Genomic DNA, 19,238 nt, shown 5'->3' with positions numbered 1-19,238 from the left:
ACGGTCACTTCGCGTGTGGCGTAGGCAACGTCCCACGTCAGGTGGAAGGGCGTAGGGGGTCGGGGAGGGAGGCGGCGGCCCCAGCTCGACCGACGCCCCACCCGCCGCGTCCCACTAGACCGACGCCCGGACCAGCCCGGACTCGTAGGCCGCGATCACCAGCTGCGCCCGGTCCCGGGCCGCGAGTTTGTGCAGGAGATGGCTGATGTGCGTCTTCACCGTCGCCAGCCCGAGGTGCAGGGACCCGGCGATCTCGTCGTTCGACAGGCCCCGCGCGATCAGGCCCAGGACCTCCCGCTCGCGCGTGGTGATGTTGTCGAGCGAGGCCGCGACGCGCTGGCCGGGTTCGGGCAGCCGGGCGAACTCGGCGATGAGCCTGCGCGTGATCGACGGGGCGAGCAGGCCTTCTCCAGCCGCGACGACCCGGATCGCGGTCAGCAGTTCGGCGGGCGGGGTGTCCTTCAGCAGGAATCCGCTCGCGCCCGCGCGCAGCGCCGAATAGACGTAGGCGTCGAGGTCGAAGGTCGTCAGCATCAGCACGTGGACGCCTTCGGTGGCGGGCGACGAGCAGATCCGCCGGGTCGCCTCGATCCCGTCCAGCTCCGGCATGCGGACGTCCATCAGCACGACGTCGGGGCGTTCCTTCTCGGCCAGGTCCGCCGCCTCCGCGCCGTCGCCCGCCTCCCCGACGACCTCCAGGTCCGGCGCGCTGTCGACGAGCACGCGGAAACTGCCGCGCAGCAGCGCCTGGTCGTCGGCGATCAGTACGCGGATCATCGCGTCCCCACTTCCTTGGCGGCGTACGGCAGCCGCGCGTGAACCCGGAATCCCCCAGCGGGCAAGGGCCCTGCCTCGAAGTCACCACCGTAGACCGCGACGCGTTCGCGCATGCCGATCAGACCGTGGCCGCCGACGGTCGCGGGCGAGCCCTCGCCGCGGCCGTCGTCGACGATCTCGACGCTGACCTCGCCTGGCTCCTCGGTGATCGTGATCCGGCAGGCCGAGGGCCCCGCGTGCTTCACGACGTTGGTCACCGCTTCCTGCGTGATGCGGTAGACGGAAAGCGCGACGCCTTCGGGAAGGTCGTCGATCAGCTCGCCGGTCAGCTCGACGCGCACCCCGGCCTGTCCGGCGCGTTCGGCCAGCGTCCGCAGGTCGGAGAGTTTCGGCGCGGGACCGAGCGCGGCCTCGGGCGTTCCGTCGCCGGAGCGCAGGACGCCGAGCATCCGCCGGAGCTCGACGAGGGTTTCGCGGCTGGTGAGTTCGATGACCCGCAACGCTTCCTGCGCTTCTTCGGGTTGTTCCCGGGCGACGTGGTTGCCGACGGCCGCCTTGACCGCGATCAGGCTCATGCTGTGCGCGACGACGTCGTGCATTTCACGGGCGATCCGCAGCCGTTCGTCGGAGACGGCCTGATTCGCCTGGGTTTCGGAGAGCTGGGCCAGGTTCGCGCGTCGTTGCCGCGTCATCCAGCCCAGTGCCCACGAGCCCGCCACCCCGCCGCCCGCGAAGGCCGTCGACGCGATCGTGTTCGGACCGAGCCGCAGGAGCTCGAAGATCATGACGACGACCAGGCCGAGGCCCATCGCGATCAGCGAGCGGGACCGGGGGTGCTCCAGCGCCACGGTGTACAGGGCGCATCCGGTGGCGAGGAGCGCGGCCGGGCCCAGCCCGTTGCCTGCGATCAGCGCCGGAACGAAGCTGCCCAGGCCGAGGCCGTAGGCGATCAGCGGCCGGTGGCGGCGCAGCGCGATCGCGAGACCGCTGGCGGCGACCGTCGCCCAGGCGAGCCACATCGGGATGGGGACGATGAACATCCAGGTGCCCGCCGACAGGTTCCCGCCGACGGCCACGACGAGGACCAACGCGAGGAGGGCGTCGATCGTGTTCGCGACGCGGCGGGAGAGCCCCGACGGTTGTTTCATACGGAAAACCTAGCCGGACGGACGAGCTGTCCGCGTCCGTCCGGCGGAGGTCAACCCCTGGGGGGAGATCAGCTTCCGTGCGCCGCCGCGAAGAACTCCTTCAGTTTCTCGCGCCAGCTTCGCAGCGCCTCGGGGACGACGTCGTCGTGTCCGGCCGGGACGGTCTGGGTCACCTCGACCATGGTGCCTTCGAGGTCGGAGTGGGTGAACTCCCAGCGGACGACGCCGCCCTGTGGCAGCGAGAACTCCAGTAGTCGCGGGGGTTCCTCGCGGATGATCGTGCCCGCGGCCTTCTCCGCGGCGAGCAGGGTCCAGACCTCGTCGAGGGGTTTCCAGACCAGGTCGCGGCGGAAGCGGATCACCTTGCCGTCGCCGGATTCCAGGACTTCGCCGTCCGCGAGCCCGAACTCCTCGACGTAGGCCTCGATCGGGCCGACCCAGTCCTTCGGCTGCTCGTGCTCTTCGCCGTCGAGCGACGCGGTGAGCGCGACGAGGCAGCTGTCCCAGCCCGCGGCGGTGCGGCCCGCCGCGATCCGGGCGATGGCGGGTTCGCCCCGGCCGAACGTATGCGTGAACAGCAGACGGCTGCCGTCACCGTCCGGGGTGATCTCCCAGCGCAGCACGTCCTCGTTCCAGCTGAACGCGAACAGGCGGGGTTCGTCGGCTTCGAGGACCTTGCCCGCCGTCGGGGTGTCTTCGCCCTCGAAGGTGAACTCGATCGTTCCGCCCGGTCGCAGGTCCACGGTGACCGCCGCGGGAAACCATTTCGCGAGTTCCGAGGGCGCGGTGATCGCTCGCCAGACGCGGTCCGGGCGGTGCGCGAGACGGCGTTCGATGCGCAGCGCGGGGCGCTCTCCGACGGTTTCCAACCGGGCGCGAGGGTTCACGGTTACCTCCTAATGTGCCTCCAAGGGAATATAACCACGACGTGATATTAGGTCAAACGCCGAGGTGGACGCCGAGGTCGCCCCGGCCGGGCGCGAACTCGTCGCGCAGGACCAGGTTGTCGTCGTAGTCGCCGCCGTTCTGGTGCCGGAACGGGATCGGGTCCTGAGTGGACAGTGTCCGCAGGCGCTCCCGCAGCGCCTCCGCGGCGGCGTCGTATTCCTCGGGCGACACGCGGTCGGCGCCGCAGATCGTCAACGGGGGAAGGACGGACATCCCGGCGTACCACAGGGTTCCGTGCTGCAACGGGAACAGGATCTCGGTGATCTCGCCGTTCACGCCGCGCGGTCCGATCGTGGCCTCCGGCGCGCCCGCGGTGAGCACGACCATGGCGCGTTTCCCGGCCAGCGTTCCTTCGCCATAGCGGGCAGTGCGGCCGTCCGGGCGTTGGACGCCATACGCGAATCCCTTGACGAAGACGCGATCGAACCAGCCTTTGAGGATGGCCGGCATTCCGTACCACCACAGGGGGAACTGGACGATCACCGTGTCCGCCCACGCCAGTTTTTCGTGCTCGGCGCGGATGTCCGCGCTGAGCTCGCCGCTCTTGAAGGCGTTCTTCGACGTCGAGCCGACGATCAGCCGGTCGCTTCCGGCGGCCGCGCCGAAGTCGTCGGAGTCGACCACGGGGTTCCATTTCATCGCGTACAGATCGGATTCCCGGACGTCGGCACCCTGCTCGCGAAGGGTGCGCACGCCCTCGTCGCGCAGCGAGCCGCCGAGGGACCGGGGTTCCGGGTGGGCGAAGATCCACAGCACGTTCATGTCCCCACCGTCGCGCGCCCCGGCGGCCGACGCGAGTGGCCCGATGGCCAACATGTGCAAGAATCAGGCCATGGGCTTTTTCGCGCGCCCCGGCCGTCATCGGGTCGCCGTGCTGGTCCGGCACGGGATGCTGGTGATGGAGCTGGGCATCGTCACCCGGCTGTTCGGCACGGCCAGATCGGCCGGCGGCGAGCCGCTGTACGAGGTCGTCACCTGCACGCCGGAGCCCGGGCAGATCCGGACCGACGCGGACGTCACCGTCTCGGTCCCGCTCGGTCCGGAGGTGCTGGCCGAGGCCGACACCGTCGTCATCCCGGCGTCGTCCACCGAGTACGAACCCTCGGGGCACGACCTCACCGAACCGCTCGCGCGGGCGCTGGAGCTGATCCGGCCGGACGCCCGGATCGCGTCGATCTGCACCGGCGCCTTCGTGCTCGCCGCCGCGGGCCTGCTCGACGGCCGGAAGGCGACCACGCACTGGCGCTCGGCGCTGGACTTCCAGGCGAAGTTCCCGAAGGTCGCGCTCGATCCCAACGTGCTCTACACCGACGACGGGAACGTGCTGACCGCGGCAGGCGTCGCCTCCGGGATCGACCTCTGCCTGCACATGATCCGGTGCGATCACGGCGCCGCCGTCGCGAACGAGGTCGCACGCGGCACGGTCGTCTCGCCGCATCGCGAGGGCGGGCAGGCGCAGTTCATCCGGCGGCCGGTGCCGGAACCGCAGTCGTCGTCGACGGCCGCGGCGCGGACATGGGCGCTGGAGAACCTCGACCGGCCGCTGACCTTGCGCGAACTCGCGGCCAAAGAGGCGATGAGCACGAGGACGTTCACCCGGCGCTTCCGCGACGAGGTCGGGATCTCGGCGTTGCAGTGGCTGACCCAGCAGCGGATCGAGCGGGCCCGCCAGCTGCTCGAAGAGACGGATCTGCCGGTGGACAAGGTTGCCGCCGAGGCGGGCTTCGGCACCGCCGCGTCGCTGCGCCAGCATCTGCAGGCGGCGCTGGGGGTCTCGCCGAGCGCGTACCGGAACACCTTCCGTGAGGCCGTCTAGAAGACGTCCAGTGAGCTGACCGACTGGTAACTTACCCGGAAATAAGTTCCGGAGGTGGTTGGTGAAGGCCCTCAAGTTCGCCGAACGGGTGCTGTTCGGCGCCGCCGCGATCGGCACGGTGTATTCGGCCAGGACGGGTAATCGGAAGCTGCAGCTGGCGGCCAAGCCCGCCGCCGTCCCGGTGCTCGCGTCCCGGGTCGCGCGGGCGCGCGGGCTCGCGCCGGGGGAGAAAGGCCTGCTCGTCGCCGCGCTGGTCGCTGCCGGGGCGGGCGACCACTTCATGGGCAGGTCCGACGAGGACGGCGAACTGATCAAGGGTGCGACGTCGTTCGGCGTGATGCAGGTGCTGTACTCCGTGCTGCTGTGGCGTCGCGGTGCTCGTCCGCGCGCCGCGACCGCGCCGCCCAGGCTCGGCGCGTGGGCGGCGGCCGCCGTCGCGATGGCGCTGCCGAAGCCGTCTCCGGTGTCTTCGGTGCTTTCGGTCTATGGGGGCCTGCTGAGCACGACGTCGACCCTCGCGGCCGACCCGGTGCTGGCGCCGAAAGCCAAGGTCGCGGGCGGCATGGTCGTCCCGTCGGGCGATCGCCGGACCTGGATCGCCGCCGGCGCGCTGCTGTTCTCCGCGTCCGACCTGGCGATCCTGATCCGCCGCGACTTCGTCACCAGCGAGCGGGTGCGGGCCAATCTGGAGACCTTCGTGCTGACGTCGTACCTCGCCTCGCAGTGGCTGCTCGTCGAAGGCATGACCGCGGAAAGTTAAGCATCTGCTTGACTATTGCTCGGCGTGGGCGGATAGTTAAGCATGTGCCTAACCAACGGATGGACCAGGTGTTCAAGGCGCTTTCCGACGGGACGCGCCGCGAAATGATCGAGCGCCTCACCCGGGGACCCGCCTCGGTAGGGGAACTCGCGCAGCCGTTGTCGATGTCGCTGCCCGCGGTGATGCAGCACCTCCAGGTGCTGGAGGCCTGCGGGCTCGTCCGGTCGGAAAAGGCAGGCCGCGTGCGGACCTGCCATCTCGAACCGGACGGTCTGCGGATGGCCGAGGACTGGCTCGGCGGGCAGCGCACCGGCTGGGAACACCGGCTCGACCGCCTTGGTGGCTTTCTGGAGTCCGACGAAGGGAAAAGGTCATGACCGTCAAACACGCCACTTTCACCCTCGAACGCGTCTACCCCGTGTCACCGGAACGCGTTTTCGCCGCCTGGTCCGACCCCGCCGCGAAAGCCGGCTGGTTCACCGTGCCCGGTGGCGGGCACACCCTGGACTTCCGCGTCGGCGGCCGCGAGATCACCACCGGTCCTCCCGGCGACGGGAAGGACATGGTCTTCGACGCGCGCTACGAGGACATCGCCGAGAACGAGCGGATCGTCTACTCGGGGACGCTCTCCGCGAAGGACGTCCTCGCGACCGTGTCGGTCACGACGGTGCTGCTCGAAGCCGAAGGCGACGGCACCCGGCTGACGCTGATCGAACAGGGCACTTTCCTCGACGGACAGGAAGAACCGAGCTGGCGGGAGCAGGGCACCGGAACCTGGCTCGACAACCTGGGGAAGGCTTTGTCGGCAGTATGAACACATGCTGACCGCTGAGCTGATCGTCGACAGCCATGTCCCGTCGCACCCCGCGCTCTCCCCGGACGGGAGGCGGATCGCCTACCAGGTCGAGAGCATCTCCAAGGGCGTCCCCGAGATCTGGCTCGCGGACGTCGACGGGAAGCCCGGGAAACTGGCCGACGGGTCGTCGCCGAAGTGGGCGTCGGAGTCCCTCTGCTTCCTGCGCGACGGCGAGGTCCACACGGTGGACGGCCCGTTGTTCACCTGGGGGAGTGAGATCACCGCGTTCCTCCCGATGCGCGATCGGATCGTGTTCATCGCCGAGGACGAGACGCCGGCCGCGGATATCTGGGTCTGGAGCGAAAGCCTCCGCCCGGCGCGGCTGCGGAGCTTCGATCCGCGGACCGGCGAGATCACCACACTGATCGAAGACCACGTGGTCGAGGCCGCCGGTCGTCAGGACGACAAGGCGGTCGCCGTCCTCACCTGGTCGACGCCCGAAATCGACCCCGGCGGGCTCGAACCCCGACTTTCCTTGCTGGACTTGGAATCCGGGGAGCGGCGGGATCTCGGGCGGACCGGGGTCGAGTCCAAGAGCCCGGTCTGGTGGCGGGGCGACGACGGCTGGCACGTCGCCTATATCGCGACCTCGGACATGGTGGGCGGCCATCTGGTCTTCGACGTTCCCGTGGAAACGGGGGAACATCGCGACCTGACACCGGGATCGGCCTGTCCGATCGGGCTCGCACAGGTCGATTCCGGCGCTCCGCTGGTGCTCGTCGCCGACGGTCTCGACACGGCGCTTCACCGGCTCGGGTCCGGTGAGGTGTCCTTGTGGCGCGGGCAAGCGGACGCGATCGCCTCGAACGGCGAGATCGTGGCGACCGTGCTGAGCACCGCTCATCGGCCGAAAGACGTCCACTGTGGACCTGTAGGCGGGGAGTTGACGCGAGTCAGCGACCTGGTGCCGGAATTCGCCGGTATCGCGTGGGGATCGCGGGAACGCTTGTCCTACAAGGCTTTCGATGGCCTCGACCTGGACGGGTTGCTCGTCCTGCCGCCGGGAAAGACGCGGGACGACGGACCTTTCTCCCTGATCACGATTCCGCACGGGGGACCGTACGACCGGTACGCGGACGGCCTCAGGCTCGGCTGGTTTCCGTCCGCGCAGTGGCTGGCGTCGGCGGGGCACGCCGTCTTCCTGCCGAATCCCCGTGGGGGACAAGGGCACGGCCGCGAATTCGCCGAGTCGGTCGGCGGACGGGTCGGCCTCGAAGAATGGCAGGACCTCGAAACCGGAATCGATCTCCTCGTCGCCGAAGGGGTCGCCGATCCGGCCCGGCTGGGGATCGCGGGCTGGAGTCACGGCGGGTTCACGACCGCCTGGGCGGTCGGGCAGACCGGCCGCTTCAAGGCGGCCCTGATGGGGGCCGGGATCTGCGACTGGGGGATGCTCGCCGCGACCGGCGAACTTGGTCCTTTCGAAGCCGCGTACGGCGGAAGCACCGGCTGGGAAGGAACGGGTCCGCACCGGCACGATCGGCTGAGCCCGATCTCCTACGCGTCGAAGATCGAGACTCCCGTGCTGATCGTGCACGGTGCGGAAGACACGAACGTCCCGTTGTCCCAGGCGGAATTCTTCCACCGGGCGCTACGCCACTTCGGCGTCGAACACGACCTCGTCGTCTACCCCGGCGAAGGGCATCGGATCCACCGGCGGGAGCACCAGCTGGATCTGCTTCGCCGCACCCGCGAGTGGTTCGCGCGGTTGCTTTAGCTCCAGTCGGTCTGCGGCTCGCCGGGGACGTGTGTGCCGAAGGTCCATTCGTAGCCTTCGAGGTCGTCGACGCGGAAGCGGTAGTTGCCCCATTCGGTGCTCTCGGGCTTCCAGACCGTCGTCGCGCCGGCTTCGACGGCGGAGGCGAAAACGGCGTCCACGGCCTCTTGCGTCGGAAGGCTGACGTAGAGGCCGTGGCCGACCGTTTCCCCCTTGCGGGTCGCGCGGTCGTAGTCCTCTTCCGCGCTGAACACGATGATGGACGCCCCGCCCAGCCGCAGTTCCGAATGCTGGATCAGGCCCTTGTCGTCCGGGTATTCCAGGACGGTTTCGAAGCCGAAGGCGTTTTCGAGCCAGCGGAGCGCCTTCGCGGCGTCGCGGTAGGCGAGGTAGGAGTGGAGAGCGGCGGGGCGTTCCTGGGTTTCGGTCATGGGCACAGCCTGGCAACCGATGCGGACAACCACGGTCCTCGATTCCTTTCGGTGTCATCGGATCAGGCGGATGGCGAGTACGGCGATGAGCGCGCTGGAGGTGAGCGCGGTCGCCAGCCGTCCTCGACGTCCGGTCAACGCTTTGCCCAGCACCGCGCCGCCGCCCGCGAGGAGCAGTTGCCAGCTGGCCGACGCCGCGAACGCGGCGGCCACGAAGACCACGTGTTCCGATGTGGTCGCGGCGGCCATGTCCTCGCTGCCGAGCACGAGCGCGGTGAAGTAGATGACCGTGGTCGGGTTCAGCAGCGTGATCCCGAGCAGGCTCGCGTAGGCCTTCAGCGGTCCGATCGCGGCAGGCTCGGTCGCCGCGGGTTTCGCCGAGTCGCGGAAATTCCGGATACCGGTGATTCCTATGTGGACGGACAGTGCGAGGAGCACCGCGACCGAAATCCAGCGCAACGGTTCGGCGATCGGTTGGATGATCCGGACGAGACCGCCGCCGCCGAGCACCGCGATCAGGGCGTAGAGGCCGTCGGCCGTGGCGACGCCCAACGCGGCGTACGCGCCGATCTTGAGTCCTGCGCGAGCCGTCAGCACCACGAGATAGGTGCCGACCGCGCCCACCGGGATGGCGATGCCATAGCCGGCGAGCAGGCCCGCGACGAGCGCGGCGCTCACGGTCGGACTGGTGCCGGCCTCCGCCAGGACGTCTTCTGCTGCTGCGCCCGCACCCGTCGGACGACGGTGGGCGACGGCAGGAAGGCGAGGGTCGATGTCATGGGCGGAAGGATGCGAACGGACGGCCCCGGGCGCAACACAATTACCGCGTGACCGAACACCGCACTCGCGTGATCAGAGCCGGAACTCGCGTGATCGGACGCCGCACACCGAGTTTCCGCTTCCAATCACGCGAGTCGCGTACTCAATCACGCGAGTTACGCGCTCAATCACGCGAGTCGCGTGCCTGATCACACGGCGGCCGTCTCCAGCACGGCGTCCAGCTCGGCCAGCAGCCGCGCCTTCGGCTTGGCTCCGACGGTCGTCCACACAGGACCGCCGTTGCGGAAGAGGATCAGCGTCGGCAGGGACATGACCTGGTAGTCCCTTGCCGTGAGCGGGTTCTCGTCGGAGTTGAGCTTGCGGATGATCAGCGCGTCGGCGCGTTCTTCGGCGATCTCGGCGAGCACCGGCACGATCATGTGGCAGGGCGGGCACCACTGCGCCCAGAAGTCCACCAGGACGGGCTTGTCCTGGTCCAGGACCAGTTCGCGGAAGGTTTCGTCGGTGACGACGGAAAGGGACATTCAGGTCTCCTCGGTTCGCGGCACGACGACGCACGGTCCCGGCGGGGTCTTCAAGGCGCCCGCCAGCTTGGTCAGCAGGCCGTCCCGCACGTCGTTGAGCCTGGCAAGACAGGCGTCCACCTCGGCGAGTTTGCGTTGGTAGACCTCGATCGAATCGGCGCACGAGTCGCCGGTCTCGTGCCCGGCGCGCAGGCATGCGACGAACGGCCTGGTGTCCTCCAGACTGAGCCCGACCGCTTGCAGGGTCAGGATCTCGTTCACCAGGCGGTAGTCGTCCTCGTCGTACTCCCGGTACCCGTTCGACGCGCGCCGGGCGTCGAGAAGTCCTTGTGACTCATAGAAACGCAGCGCGCGCGTGGTGGTCCCGGTCCGCGCGGCGAGTTCACCGATCCGCATGGTCCGAGCGTAAACCTTGCCCTTGACGTCAAGGCAAAACTCACTCGTCGAGATCGACCCGGATGCTGAGCAGATCCGTGCCGATCGCCTGCACGGCGGCGCTGTTGAACCGGGGGAGGGCCTTCAGCCGGGCGCGCGGGTCGTCGCCCGGGAGCAGGTGCGCCGTACCGCTGTGCCACTGGCCCTTGAGCCGGACTCGGACGCGCGGATCGGCCTGGATGTTGCGGACGTACTGCGACTTCTCGCCGAACTCCGACACGATCCAGAACTCGCGGCCCACCTTGCGGCCGCCGATCGGCGTCCGCCGGGGTTCCCCGGACTTGCGGCCGGTGGTCTCCAGGAGCGGCTGGTTCGGCAAGCGGCCGAGGATCGGGTTGCCCACGTGGCGCTGGAAGGTCGTGGCCACCCGGTGCTTGATCTCGTGATAGCGCGACATGGGTCCAGGGTGCCCTACGCTCGGCCGATGGTGAACGAGTCCGACGTGGACCTGGGGGACGGGACCACCCTGCACGCGTACGACACCGGCGGCACGGGACCGGTGGTGTTCTGGCATCACGGGACCCCGAACATCGGCGCCCCGCCGTCACCGTTGTTCCCGGCCGCCGAACGGCTCGGACTGAGGTGGGTCTCCTACGACCGGCCCGGTTACGGCGGTTCGTCTCCGCGTCCTGGCCGGGATGTCGCGTCGGCGGCATCCGATGTCGAGAAGGTCGCCGACGCCCTGGAAATCGAGCGATTCGCCGTATTCGGGCATTCCGGTGGGGGACCACACGCGTTCGCGTGCGCGGCCCTGCTGCCGGAGCGAGTTCCGGCCGTGGTCGGCGTCGCGAGCATCGCTCCGTACTCCGACAGCTGGGACTGGTTCGCGGGAATGAGCGCGGCCGGAGTCGGCTCGCTGTCGGCGGCCTTGGCGGGACGGGAAGAGAAGGAACGCCACGAGGCGGCGGCTGAGTACGACGCGGAGATGTTCACCCCGTCGGATCACGCGGCCTTGGCGGGTGCCTGGAAGTGGCTCCTCGACGTCGTCGGCCCCGCTCTCGAAGGCGGCCCTGGCGCGCTGATCGACGACGATCTCGCGTACGTCGCGCCTTGGGGATTCCAGAGCCGTCCGACGTCAAGGCGCCGGTCTTGCTCGTGCACGGCGGCGCCGACCGGATCGCGCCCGTCGGGCACGGGGAGTGGCTCGCACGGCAGTGCGCCACGGCCGAGGCGCGCGTGTTTCCCGACGACGGGCACATCTCGGTGCTCCGCCACGCGGAAGCCGCCCTCGACTGGCTGGCCGGTCACCTGTGACCTGGCAAGGGAGGCGTCGGTGCGGGTGGTGGGGGGGGGGGGGGTTGTGGTGCCACAACCACCCACCACCCCCCCCCACGACCAGCTAAGCCGCGGGCCGTCCGGCGCCGGTGTAGTCGTCGCCCTTCGAGTGATAGGTGTGGATCTGGATCGCCTGACCCTCGGTGGGCGCGTTGATCATCAGGCCGTTCCCGAGGTACAGCCCGACGTGGTGGATCCGCGTCGCCGGGTTCCCGTAGAACACGAGATCGCCGAGCTTAGGTTCGCCGGGCACCTGCGTCAGCGATCGGAACTGGCTGTCCGCGGTCCGCGGGAGCGCGACCCCGGCTTCGTCGTAGGACGCCTTCGTCAGCCCGGAGCAGTCGAAGCCCGCCGCGCCCGCCTCCGGCCCGTTGCCGCCCCACACGTACGGGAGCCCCAGCTGGCCGAGGGCGAACCGGGTCGCCTTCACCGCCGGGGTCGAGGACTGCGCCGGGTCGAGCGACAGGGTCGCGTACAGCTGGGCGTTGCCCAGGACGCGCTGGCGGAACAGTTCGGCCTCGTTGCCCTTGGCGCCCTGGTAGCCGGCGATCGCCTTCCACCAGCCGTTGCCGCCGCCGAGGTCGGCCCCGGAGGAGCACAGCGCGCGACCGGCGGCGACCGAAGCGGAGTCGGGGTCGGTGAGCGCGGGCTTCGAGATCCCGGGGATCGACGCGCCGTGCTTCTTCCACTGCTGAGCCGAAAGGCCGAGCGGGTTGTCCCCGCCGCGTCCGTGGTTCGAGCTCGCCGCGCCGACGCCGGCCAGCGTGACCCAGGAAAGGTGGCAGTTCGGCTGCTCGCCGCGCAGCGCCAGCTCGCCGTTCGCGTAGCCGATGAGCGACTTCGCGGGGATGTCGAGCGGCCCGGCGAGCTTCTCGGCCCACTCTTCGAGCGGCCGGACGCCCTTCGGGGTCTCCTGCGCCTTGACCGGCGCGCTGACTTCGAGGACCGACGGACCCGCGCCGCCGCCGACCGTGGCCGGATCCTGTTTGGCGGCCGGGACGGGCACCGGCTGGTTCCCGTCGGCGGGCGCCGGATCGTTGCCGCCCGCGAGCAGCCAGCCCGCCGTCGCGAGCCCCGCGACCAGTGGGAGCGCGACCAGGCCACGCATCGCCACGCCGTGCGCCCACGACTTCTTCGGGCTGGTTTCGGGCGCGCTCGGGGCTGACTCGGGCTCGGTCACGCCGTCCAGGTTATTGGAGACCACCTCTGCGTAACGAGCGAACGCCTTGCACGTTAGGGGGACTCTCATATTCTGGGCAGATGAGTGAGACGGGAGCGCTCGACGCCGAGCGTCTGAGTGCCGCGCTGTCCGGCCGGTACGCCGCGATCCAGGTCGTGGCGAGCACCGGGTCCACCAACGCCGACCTGCGGGAATCCGCCGCGAAGGGGGCTGAGGACCGCACAGTGCTGATCGCCGAAGAGCAGACGGCCGGGGTCGGCCGCCGCGCGCGGCAGTGGTCCTCGCCGAAGGGATCGGGCCTCTACGTCAGCGTCCTGCTGCGTCCGGCCGGGGTCCCGTTCGCCAATTTGGGTTCACTTTCCGTGGTCGCGGGACTCGCGGTCCGGGAGGTCGCCGAGAGCCTGGGCGTCGACGCCGTCCTCAAATGGCCGAACGACGTCCTCGCCGGTCCGGAACGCGCCAAATGCGCGGGCATCCTCGCGGAGGCCGTCGCCGGTGACGAGACCACCGTGATCCTGGGCATCGGCCTGAACGTGCTGCCGCTCGGCGAGAACGTCCCGGCCGGGCCCGGTGGCCTGCCCGCGACCTCGCTGGCGGAGCAGGGGGCGACGGACACCGACCGCGCCGAGATCGCGACCCGCCTGCTCACCGGATTCGCCGAACTCGAGAACCGCTGGCGGGTCGCCGGCGGGTCGCTGGCCGAGGCGGGGCTGCTCGGGGACTACCGGCGGCACTGCGCCACCCTGGGCCAGGACGTCGAGGTCCAGCTGCCCGACGGTTCGGCGCTGACCGGCCGCGCCGCCGACATCGATCCGGCGGGCCAGCTCCAGGTCGACGTTCCCGGTGGTGAGCGGTACACGGTGTTCGCCGGGGACGTCGTCCACGTGCGGCCCGCCGGGGCCTGATCCGTGCGGTGTGTTTTGCGGCGTCCGGTCTTCCACCGGGACCGTTCGCCGGTACGGTGAGCTCACCAGCGTCGAACACACTTTGGGAGCGTCCGTCGTGGCCTATCCGGACGATTTGCTCAGCGAGAACGAGCACGTCGTGGTGCACAGTCACCCGCATTTCAAGATGCTGATCTTCCCCTTCCTCGCGTTGATCGTCACGCTCGGACTGGGGATCTGGCTGGCCGTCATCGCGAAGGACGCGACGGCCCCGTGGGACCTCGTCTCCGAGATCGCGATCGCCGCCGTCGGGCTCGGGCTCGTCGTGTGGCTCTTCCTGGCGCCGTTCGTCCGCTGGCGCACGACGCACTTCATCGTGACCACGGACAGGCTGATCGCCCGTGAAGGTGTGCTCAAGCGGACCGGGATCGACATCCCGATGTCGCGGATCAACAGCGTCCAGTTCGAGCACGGACTGCTGGACCGCGTGTTCGGCTGCGGCACGCTGGTGATCGAGTCCGCTTCGGACGAACCGCTGAAGTTCGACGACATCCCCAAGGTCGAGCGCGTGCACACGGTCATCTACCGGGAAGTCAACGACAACCCGTACGACGACTACGCGCCGCCCGCCGGGGCGCCGCAGCAGACCGAACCGCTTCCTCCGCAAGGCCCCCCGCCGCGCGGAAACCGGCGTCGTTGATGGGCACGCGAGAGCTGGGACTGCCCGACCGCGTCCCGTCCGCCGCGGCCCTGCCGGAGCGCGTGACGATCTGGGAGGTCGGCCCGCGAGACGGCCTCCAGAACGAGAAAGCCATCGTCCCGGTCGAGGTCAAACTCGAATTCCTGGACAAACTCGCCGATTCCGGGCTGACCACACTCGAAGCGACCAGTTTCGTGAGCCCGAAATGGGTGCCGCAGCTGGCCGACGCCGAGCAGCTCCTCGCCGGGCTCGACAAGCGCGAAGGCGTCCGTTATCCGGTGCTCGTCCCGAACGAGCGCGGGCTGGACAGGGCGCTGGAGGCCGGGGTTTCGCATATCGCGATCTTCGCCAGCGCCACCGAGACCTTCGCCAAGAAGAACCTCAACTCGACGGTCGACGACCAGTTCGCGATGTTCGAGCCGGTCGTCACCCGGGCGCGCGCCGAAGGTCTCGACGTCCGCGGGTACGTGTCGATGTGCTTCGGTGATCCGTGGGAGGGCGCCGTCCCGGCCGAGCAGGTCGCCGGAGTGGGCAAACGGCTCCTGGACCTGGGCTGCTCGCAGCTCTCGCTCGGCGACACCATCGGCGTCGCCACGGCGGGGCAGGTCGAGGCGCTGATCGGGCAGTTCCCCGACGTCGGCACGCTGGCCGTCCATTTCCACGACACCTACGGCCAGGCGCTCGCGAACACGCTGGCCGCCCTTCGCTGCGGCGTGTCCACTGTGGACTCTTCGGCCGGTGGGCTGGGCGGCTGCCCGTACGCCGAATCGGCCACGGGCAACCTCGCCACCGAAGACCTGGTGTGGATGCTCGACGGCCTGGGTGTCGAAACCGGCGTCGACCTCGACGCGCTGGTGGCGACGAGCAAGTGGATGGCAGGGAAGCTCGGCAGGCCCAGCCCGTCCCGGGTGGTCAACGCGCTCGCCGGCTGAGGTCCACGCGCTTTCGGGTATCCGCCGACGAGGACACCGGTCGGCGCTAAGGTCGTAACGCGTCCTGTCCGCTGCCTCCCCCGATCACGGTGGGATCGATTCCTTGGGGGAGGTGCGGTGACCGATCCGAGCGAGGCCGGAACGGGCCCGATCCGGCTGCCCGCCGACTACGACGCCCCGACACCACCTCACGGGGTGCGCGCCTCCTACGCGCCTTCGCCGTGGCCGCCCGCGGTGGCGCCGCTGAGGGTGCCTTTCCCGCAGCCGCGGCCCGTCCCTCCGCCTCCTGTTCCCGCCGCTCCGCCGCCGATGGGGGCTTTGCGGACCGAGCGGGAGAGCGTGATCGCGCTGTTCCTCGTGCACATGTTCCCGATCGGGCATCTCCCGGTCGCGATGGGGAAACCCGCGCGGCAGTTGCCGCTGCCCGACGGCGGTTCCGGCCCGCAGGATCACCCCGAGGCGGGTGTGCTGGACGACCTGGACGCGTTGTCGCACGTCAGCAGCGGTTTCCGGCGCTCGCCGACGACTCCGGCCGCCGCCGCGCCGCCCGAGCTGACCCGGGGACACGACCCGTGGGGCGGAGAGTCCTCAGAGGACTGGCGAGAGCGTTTCGTCGGCGGAACGGGCTATCTGTGGCCTCCCGGTGAAGGCGGCATCGACCCGGCGACGCCGGTGATGCTTGACGTCGGCACCCATCTCGACCGCTTCGGGGATCAGAACGGCCGGGTTTTCGCGGAGGACGCGACAGTGTTCGCGATGCGCTCGCTGCCGCCGGACCGGATCGGCGGGTACCGGCGCTACCGTGTCGTCCGGCCGCTGCCGGTCTGGCGTTCGGTGACCGCCGAATGGTTCGGCCAGCCGGGCGGCGGGGTGCGTTTTCGCGCGGTGCTGGGCGCGGATGAGCTCGTCACGCTGGGTTTCCTGGCGGACGTCACGGGGGAGGTTCGGTGAACACGGGGACGATCCTGCGGTGGCTGGCGGCGCTGGGCGTGCCCGCCGAGGTGGTCTCGGTCGGCGCGGAGACCGACAACGCCTGGTGCCTCATGCGAACCGGGGAAGACGGGGCCGAGCCCGCTTGGGAGGTCTTCTGGCGTGAGCAGGGCAACCGGTACGACTGGGCACGGTTCACCAGCGAACAGGTCGCCTGCCACTACCTCTTCGGGCGCCTCGCGTGGTCTCAGGTCGCGCGAGGCGCCGTCGGACTCCTCCCCGGAGCGCAGTGACTCAGCGTTTCAGGATGGCCAGCACCTCGTCGTGGAGCAGGCCGTTCGTCGAGAGCGCCGAGCCGTTGTCGTAGCGCGCTTCGCCGCCGAGGTCGCTGAAGCGGCCGCCGGCTTCGGTGATCAGCACCTGCGCCGCCGCGACGTCCCACGGGTTCACGACGCACTCCGCGGTGACGTCGAGCGCGCCCTCCGCGACCAGGCAGTGGTGCCAGAAGTCGCCGAAAGCGCGGCTTTCCCAGCACGCGTTGACGAGGTCGAGGTACTTCTCCCGCGAGTGGTACTCCACCCACGAGTTCAGGTCCGTTGTGGACAGATACGCGTCTTCGAGCGACGCGACCTTCGACACCGAGATGCGGCGCTCCCCGGCGGAGTCGCTCATCCAGGCGCCGTCCCCGGTGGCGGCCCACCAGCGGCGGCCGAGCAGCGGCGCGCTGATCATGCCCACCACGGGCGTCCCGTCCTCGACCAGGGCGATCAGCGTCGCCCAGACCGGGACGCCGCGCAGGAAGTTCTTGGTCCCGTCGATCGGGTCGAGGACCCAGGCGCGGCCGGTCGCGGCCGAACCGCCGCGTTCCTCGCCGAGGACCGCGTCTTCCGGCCGGTCTGTGGCGAGGATCGCACGGATGGCGTCTTCGACGGCGGTGTCGGCGTCGGTGACCGGGGTCCGGTCGGGTTTGCGTTCCACGGCCAGGTCGAGCGCGCGGAAGCGGGCGGTGGTGATGGCGTCGGCGGCGTCGGCCAGCCGGGTGGCGAGTTCCAGATCATTCTCGTAGCCAGGCACGGTCACGATGCTTTCACGCCCGGCAGTCGTAGAGTTGGCCAGGTGAGCATGGTGCTACTCGCCGAGGACGACCCGGCCATCGCCGATCCGCTTTCCCGAGCGCTCCAGCGAGAGGGGTACGAAGTGCGTGTCGTCGGCGACGGGCCCGCCGCCCTCGACGCGACCGAGAGCGACCGCGTGGATCTGCTGGTCCTCGATCTCGGCCTGCCCGGCATGGACGGCCTCGAGGTCTGCCGCCGCCTGCGCGCCAGCGGCACCGAGGTCCCGGTGCTGATGCTGACCGCGCGCACGGACGAGGTCGATTTCGTGGTCGGCCTCGACGCCGGCGCCGACGACTACGTCGCCAAACCGTTCCGGCTCGCCGAACTGCTGGCCCGCATCCGGGCGCTGCTCCGCCGCCGCGCGCCCGAAGTGCTGGAAGCCGGGGGAGTGCGGATGGACCTCGGTGCCCGGATGGTCACCGTGGACCTGCACGAGGTGCAGCTGGCGAACAAGGAGTTCGAGCTGCTGCGGGTGCTGATGAGCCGCGCGGGCCAGGTGGTCAGCCGCGACGAGATCCTCGCCGAGGTGTGGAACGACCTCGAATCGAAGACTTCGAAGACACTCGACATGCACATGTCCTGGCTGCGCCGGAAGCTCGCCATCGCGGCCGACGAAGCGGCGGGGCGGACCGGCAAGACCGGCGGCAACGGCGACGGCGAACGGCGGATAGCCACCGTCCGCGGCGTCGGTTTCCGGTTCAACGCGGAATAGCATGCGCCGCCGCATCCTCCTGGCGATCCTGCTCGCCGTCGCGGTCACCGCCGCGGTGCTCGGCATCCCGCTGGGGATCACCGCCTGGCAGCTGGTCGAGAACCTCAACCGCGAGAACCTGGCGTCCTCGGCGCGGGGGATCGCGGCGACGCTGGACAACGAGATAGCCGTCGGCCAGCCGATCAACCTCGACCTGGTGCGGGTGGCCGTCCCGCAGGGCGGGTTGCTGACCGTCCGCGCGCAGGGGCAGATCGAGAAGCGGTACGGCTCCGATCCGGGCTCCGACGTCGTGTCCGAGAAAGCGCCGATCGCGTTGCACGGCGAGGTCGAACTGGCCATGCCCGCCGGGCCGATGCGCACCCGCCAGACCCAGGTGACGCTGCTCGTGGTGCTGCTGGTCGTGCTGTCGGTGGGCACCGGGACGGTCGTGGCGACCGTGACCGCGCGACGGCTCGCGAAACCGCTGAGACACGTCGCCGATCGCGCGGTCAAACTCGGCGGCGGCGATTTCCGGCCGGATCCGAAACGCTACGGCGTCGGCGAACTCGACATGGTCGCCGAAGCCCTCGACGCGTCCGGCACGGCGCTCGCTCAGCTCGTCCAGCGGGAACGTCAGCTCGTCGGCGACGTTTCGCATCAGCTGCGAAGCCGGTTGACCGCGTTGCAACTGCGGCTCGAACCGCTCACCGTCCACCCGGATCAGGACGTCGTCGACGAGGCGAAGGCCGCGCAGGAACAGGCGGACCGGCTGGCCGAGGCGCTCGACGAACTGCTCGCCGCCGCACGGGCGGCACGCGAGGTCGGCGCGGAACCGGTGAATCTGCCGGAAATGCTTCCCGAGATTTCGGAGGAATGGCGACAGCTGCTACGCGCCGAAGGCAGGCATCTGCGGCTTCGCGTCACTGACGGACTGCGCGCGAGGGCGACACCAGGTCGTCTGCGCGAGGTCGTCGGCGTCCTGCTCGACAACGCCTTGCGCCATGGCGCGGGAACGGTCACGCTCGCCGCCCGGCGCGGCGAAACGGAGGCCACCGTCGTCATCGAGGTCGCCGACACCGGATCGGGCGTCCCCGACGAACTGGCGCCGCACATCTTCGAACGCGGATTCTCCGGTGGCGGCTCGACCGGCGTCGGGCTCGCCCTCGCCCGCGCGCTCATCGAGGCCGACGGCGGACGGCTGGAGCTGTCGAGCAAACAGCCCGCGGTGTTCAGCCTGTTCCTGAAGGTCCCGAGGCCGGGCGATGTGGCCGAAGTGCGCTGGCCCGCCGAGCGGGTCCCCAGGTGAGACGCTTCGCCCCGCACGGCGCCGTGCGGGGCG

The 19,238-nt window shown here is 70.0% G+C and carries 23 protein-coding genes and 1 pseudogene; 13 read left to right on the top strand and 11 right to left on the bottom strand.

The annotated features are described in order from the left end of the window. Positions 1-114: 114 nt before the first annotated feature. From AB0N89_RS25640 to AB0N89_RS25625, 4 genes are all read right to left on the bottom strand, one after another. Positions 115-777 carry a response regulator transcription factor gene (locus AB0N89_RS25640; protein WP_364208777.1) on the bottom strand — a complete coding sequence of 221 codons (663 nt, stop codon included), beginning with the start codon at positions 775-777 and terminating at the stop codon, positions 115-117. Then, on the bottom strand, positions 774-1,925 hold the full coding sequence (locus AB0N89_RS25635) for a sensor histidine kinase (protein ID WP_364208774.1): 1,152 nt from the start codon (positions 1,923-1,925) through the stop codon (positions 774-776). The genes AB0N89_RS25640 and AB0N89_RS25635 overlap by 4 nt, the downstream gene beginning before the upstream one ends. A 68-nt stretch (positions 1,926-1,993) precedes the next feature. Continuing rightward, entirely contained in the window at positions 1,994-2,812 is an 819-nt protein-coding gene (locus AB0N89_RS25630; protein WP_364208771.1) for an SRPBCC family protein, read from the bottom strand. A gap of 52 nt (positions 2,813-2,864) precedes the next feature. Then, the gene (locus AB0N89_RS25625; protein WP_364208768.1) at positions 2,865-3,635 is read right to left on the bottom strand and encodes an NAD(P)H-dependent oxidoreductase; all 771 of its coding nucleotides are present in this window, start codon (positions 3,633-3,635) and stop codon (positions 2,865-2,867) included. Between the two features lie 43 nt (positions 3,636-3,678). Between AB0N89_RS25625 and AB0N89_RS25620 the strand changes: the two genes are divergently transcribed. The 5 genes from AB0N89_RS25620 to AB0N89_RS25600 all read left to right on the top strand — a co-directional run bounded on the left by AB0N89_RS25620 (position 3,679) and on the right by AB0N89_RS25600 (position 8,022). Further along, positions 3,679-4,689 carry a helix-turn-helix domain-containing protein gene (locus AB0N89_RS25620; RefSeq protein WP_364208885.1) on the top strand — a complete coding sequence of 337 codons (1,011 nt, stop codon included), beginning with the start codon at positions 3,679-3,681 and terminating at the stop codon, positions 4,687-4,689. Positions 4,690-4,750: 61 nt separating this feature from the next. Beyond that, positions 4,751-5,449 carry a lysoplasmalogenase family protein gene (locus tag AB0N89_RS25615; RefSeq protein ID WP_364208765.1) on the top strand — a complete coding sequence of 233 codons (699 nt, stop codon included), beginning with the start codon at positions 4,751-4,753 and terminating at the stop codon, positions 5,447-5,449. Positions 5,450-5,508: 59 nt separating this feature from the next. Further along, positions 5,509-5,826 (top strand): metalloregulator ArsR/SmtB family transcription factor, encoded by a 318-nt coding sequence (locus AB0N89_RS25610; RefSeq protein WP_364208882.1) that lies wholly within the window; start codon positions 5,509-5,511, stop codon positions 5,824-5,826. Beyond that, positions 5,823-6,263 carry an SRPBCC family protein gene (locus tag AB0N89_RS25605; protein ID WP_364208762.1) on the top strand — a complete coding sequence of 147 codons (441 nt, stop codon included), beginning with the start codon at positions 5,823-5,825 and terminating at the stop codon, positions 6,261-6,263. The genes AB0N89_RS25610 and AB0N89_RS25605 overlap by 4 nt, the downstream gene beginning before the upstream one ends. A gap of 4 nt (positions 6,264-6,267) precedes the next feature. Beyond that, positions 6,268-8,022, top strand: a complete 1,755-nt coding sequence (locus tag AB0N89_RS25600; RefSeq protein ID WP_364208759.1) for a prolyl oligopeptidase family serine peptidase — start codon at positions 6,268-6,270, stop codon at positions 8,020-8,022. Here AB0N89_RS25600 and AB0N89_RS25595 read toward each other — a convergent pair. The 5 genes from AB0N89_RS25595 to AB0N89_RS25575 form a co-directional block, all read right to left on the bottom strand. After that, positions 8,019-8,453, bottom strand: a complete 435-nt coding sequence (locus tag AB0N89_RS25595) for a VOC family protein (RefSeq protein WP_364208756.1) — start codon at positions 8,451-8,453, stop codon at positions 8,019-8,021. The two genes, AB0N89_RS25600 and AB0N89_RS25595, sit on opposite strands and share 4 nt — an antisense overlap. A gap of 54 nt (positions 8,454-8,507) precedes the next feature. Then, a complete protein-coding gene (locus tag AB0N89_RS25590; RefSeq protein ID WP_364208753.1) occupies positions 8,508-9,131 on the bottom strand; it encodes a LysE family transporter in 624 nt (207 codons plus the stop codon). A gap of 290 nt (positions 9,132-9,421) precedes the next feature. Next, entirely contained in the window at positions 9,422-9,757 is a 336-nt protein-coding gene (trxA, locus tag AB0N89_RS25585; protein WP_364208750.1) for a thioredoxin, read from the bottom strand. Further along, positions 9,758-10,153, bottom strand: coding sequence for a MerR family transcriptional regulator (locus tag AB0N89_RS25580; protein WP_364208747.1), 396 nt, complete (start codon positions 10,151-10,153; stop codon positions 9,758-9,760). Between the two features lie 40 nt (positions 10,154-10,193). Next, positions 10,194-10,589, bottom strand: a complete 396-nt coding sequence (locus tag AB0N89_RS25575) for a nitroreductase family deazaflavin-dependent oxidoreductase (protein ID WP_364208744.1) — start codon at positions 10,587-10,589, stop codon at positions 10,194-10,196. Positions 10,590-10,616: 27 nt separating this feature from the next. Between AB0N89_RS25575 and AB0N89_RS25570 the strand changes: the two are divergent. Continuing rightward, positions 10,617-11,446: pseudogene (locus AB0N89_RS25570) on the top strand (alpha/beta hydrolase). An 85-nt stretch (positions 11,447-11,531) separates the two neighbouring features. Here the strand turns inward: AB0N89_RS25570 and AB0N89_RS25565 are convergent. Continuing rightward, positions 11,532-12,647 (bottom strand): NlpC/P60 family protein, encoded by a 1,116-nt coding sequence (locus tag AB0N89_RS25565; protein WP_364208741.1) that lies wholly within the window; start codon positions 12,645-12,647, stop codon positions 11,532-11,534. Between the two features lie 80 nt (positions 12,648-12,727). On the opposite strand from AB0N89_RS25565, the gene AB0N89_RS25560 reads away from it, so the two are divergent. From AB0N89_RS25560 to AB0N89_RS25540, 5 genes are all read left to right on the top strand, one after another. Continuing rightward, entirely contained in the window at positions 12,728-13,552 is an 825-nt protein-coding gene (locus AB0N89_RS25560; protein ID WP_364208738.1) for a biotin--[acetyl-CoA-carboxylase] ligase, read from the top strand. A 97-nt stretch (positions 13,553-13,649) separates the two neighbouring features. Next, on the top strand, positions 13,650-14,231 hold the full coding sequence (locus AB0N89_RS25555) for a PH domain-containing protein (RefSeq protein ID WP_364208735.1): 582 nt from the start codon (positions 13,650-13,652) through the stop codon (positions 14,229-14,231). Next, on the top strand, positions 14,231-15,163 hold the full coding sequence (locus tag AB0N89_RS25550; protein ID WP_364208732.1) for a hydroxymethylglutaryl-CoA lyase: 933 nt from the start codon (positions 14,231-14,233) through the stop codon (positions 15,161-15,163). Before AB0N89_RS25555 ends, AB0N89_RS25550 begins: the two co-directional genes overlap by 1 nt. Before the next feature lie 117 nt (positions 15,164-15,280). Then, a complete protein-coding gene (locus AB0N89_RS25545; RefSeq protein WP_364208729.1) occupies positions 15,281-16,114 on the top strand; it encodes a TNT domain-containing protein in 834 nt (277 codons plus the stop codon). After that, entirely contained in the window at positions 16,111-16,386 is a 276-nt protein-coding gene (locus AB0N89_RS25540; RefSeq protein WP_364208726.1) for a hypothetical protein, read from the top strand. The genes AB0N89_RS25545 and AB0N89_RS25540 overlap by 4 nt, the downstream gene beginning before the upstream one ends. A gap of 1 nt (position 16,387) precedes the next feature. On the opposite strand, the gene hisN is transcribed toward AB0N89_RS25540, so the two are convergent. Then, positions 16,388-17,173 carry a histidinol-phosphatase gene (hisN, locus tag AB0N89_RS25535; protein ID WP_364208723.1) on the bottom strand — a complete coding sequence of 262 codons (786 nt, stop codon included), beginning with the start codon at positions 17,171-17,173 and terminating at the stop codon, positions 16,388-16,390. A 42-nt stretch (positions 17,174-17,215) separates the two neighbouring features. Between hisN and AB0N89_RS25530 the strand changes: the two genes are divergently transcribed. Both AB0N89_RS25530 and AB0N89_RS25525 read left to right on the top strand, forming a co-directional pair. Continuing rightward, positions 17,216-17,920, top strand: a complete 705-nt coding sequence (locus tag AB0N89_RS25530) for a response regulator transcription factor (RefSeq protein ID WP_364208879.1) — start codon at positions 17,216-17,218, stop codon at positions 17,918-17,920. Between the two features lies 1 nt (position 17,921). Next, the gene (locus AB0N89_RS25525; RefSeq protein ID WP_364208720.1) at positions 17,922-19,205 is read left to right on the top strand and encodes an ATP-binding protein; all 1,284 of its coding nucleotides are present in this window, start codon (positions 17,922-17,924) and stop codon (positions 19,203-19,205) included. The last annotated feature ends 33 nt before the right edge of the window (positions 19,206-19,238 follow it).

The sequence above is a fragment of the Amycolatopsis sp. NPDC089917 genome (assembly GCF_040684635.1).
Lineage (GTDB): Bacteria > Actinomycetota > Actinomycetes > Mycobacteriales > Pseudonocardiaceae > Amycolatopsis.
The sequence above is the reverse complement of the archived record's forward strand: the minus strand, read 5'-3'. Positions and strand labels throughout refer to the sequence as shown.

What these genes read in the sequence shown, in the direction of transcription:
- AB0N89_RS25605 (WP_364208762.1), top strand. Translation starts at nt 5,823, where the DNA reads ATGACCGTCAAACACGCCACTTTCACCCTCGAACGCGTCTACCCCGTG.
- AB0N89_RS25635 (WP_364208774.1), bottom strand. Translation starts at nt 1,925, where the DNA reads ATGAAACAACCGTCGGGGCTCTCCCGCCGCGTCGCGAACACGATCGAC.
- AB0N89_RS25580 (WP_364208747.1), bottom strand. Translation starts at nt 10,153, where the DNA reads ATGCGGATCGGTGAACTCGCCGCGCGGACCGGGACCACCACGCGCGCG.
- AB0N89_RS25640 (WP_364208777.1), bottom strand. Translation starts at nt 777, where the DNA reads ATGATCCGCGTACTGATCGCCGACGACCAGGCGCTGCTGCGCGGCAGT.
- AB0N89_RS25625 (WP_364208768.1), bottom strand. Translation starts at nt 3,635, where the DNA reads ATGAACGTGCTGTGGATCTTCGCCCACCCGGAACCCCGGTCCCTCGGC.
- AB0N89_RS25530 (WP_364208879.1), top strand. Translation starts at nt 17,216, where the DNA reads ATGGTGCTACTCGCCGAGGACGACCCGGCCATCGCCGATCCGCTTTCC.
- AB0N89_RS25560 (WP_364208738.1), top strand. Translation starts at nt 12,728, where the DNA reads ATGAGTGAGACGGGAGCGCTCGACGCCGAGCGTCTGAGTGCCGCGCTG.
- AB0N89_RS25595 (WP_364208756.1), bottom strand. Translation starts at nt 8,453, where the DNA reads ATGACCGAAACCCAGGAACGCCCCGCCGCTCTCCACTCCTACCTCGCC.
- trxA (WP_364208750.1), bottom strand. Translation starts at nt 9,757, where the DNA reads ATGTCCCTTTCCGTCGTCACCGACGAAACCTTCCGCGAACTGGTCCTG.
- AB0N89_RS25610 (WP_364208882.1), top strand. Translation starts at nt 5,509, where the DNA reads ATGGACCAGGTGTTCAAGGCGCTTTCCGACGGGACGCGCCGCGAAATG.
- AB0N89_RS25575 (WP_364208744.1), bottom strand. Translation starts at nt 10,589, where the DNA reads ATGTCGCGCTATCACGAGATCAAGCACCGGGTGGCCACGACCTTCCAG.
- AB0N89_RS25525 (WP_364208720.1), top strand. Translation starts at nt 17,922, where the DNA reads ATGCGCCGCCGCATCCTCCTGGCGATCCTGCTCGCCGTCGCGGTCACC.
- AB0N89_RS25600 (WP_364208759.1), top strand. Translation starts at nt 6,268, where the DNA reads ATGCTGACCGCTGAGCTGATCGTCGACAGCCATGTCCCGTCGCACCCC.
- AB0N89_RS25620 (WP_364208885.1), top strand. Translation starts at nt 3,679, where the DNA reads ATGGCCAACATGTGCAAGAATCAGGCCATGGGCTTTTTCGCGCGCCCC.
- AB0N89_RS25550 (WP_364208732.1), top strand. Translation starts at nt 14,231, where the DNA reads ATGGGCACGCGAGAGCTGGGACTGCCCGACCGCGTCCCGTCCGCCGCG.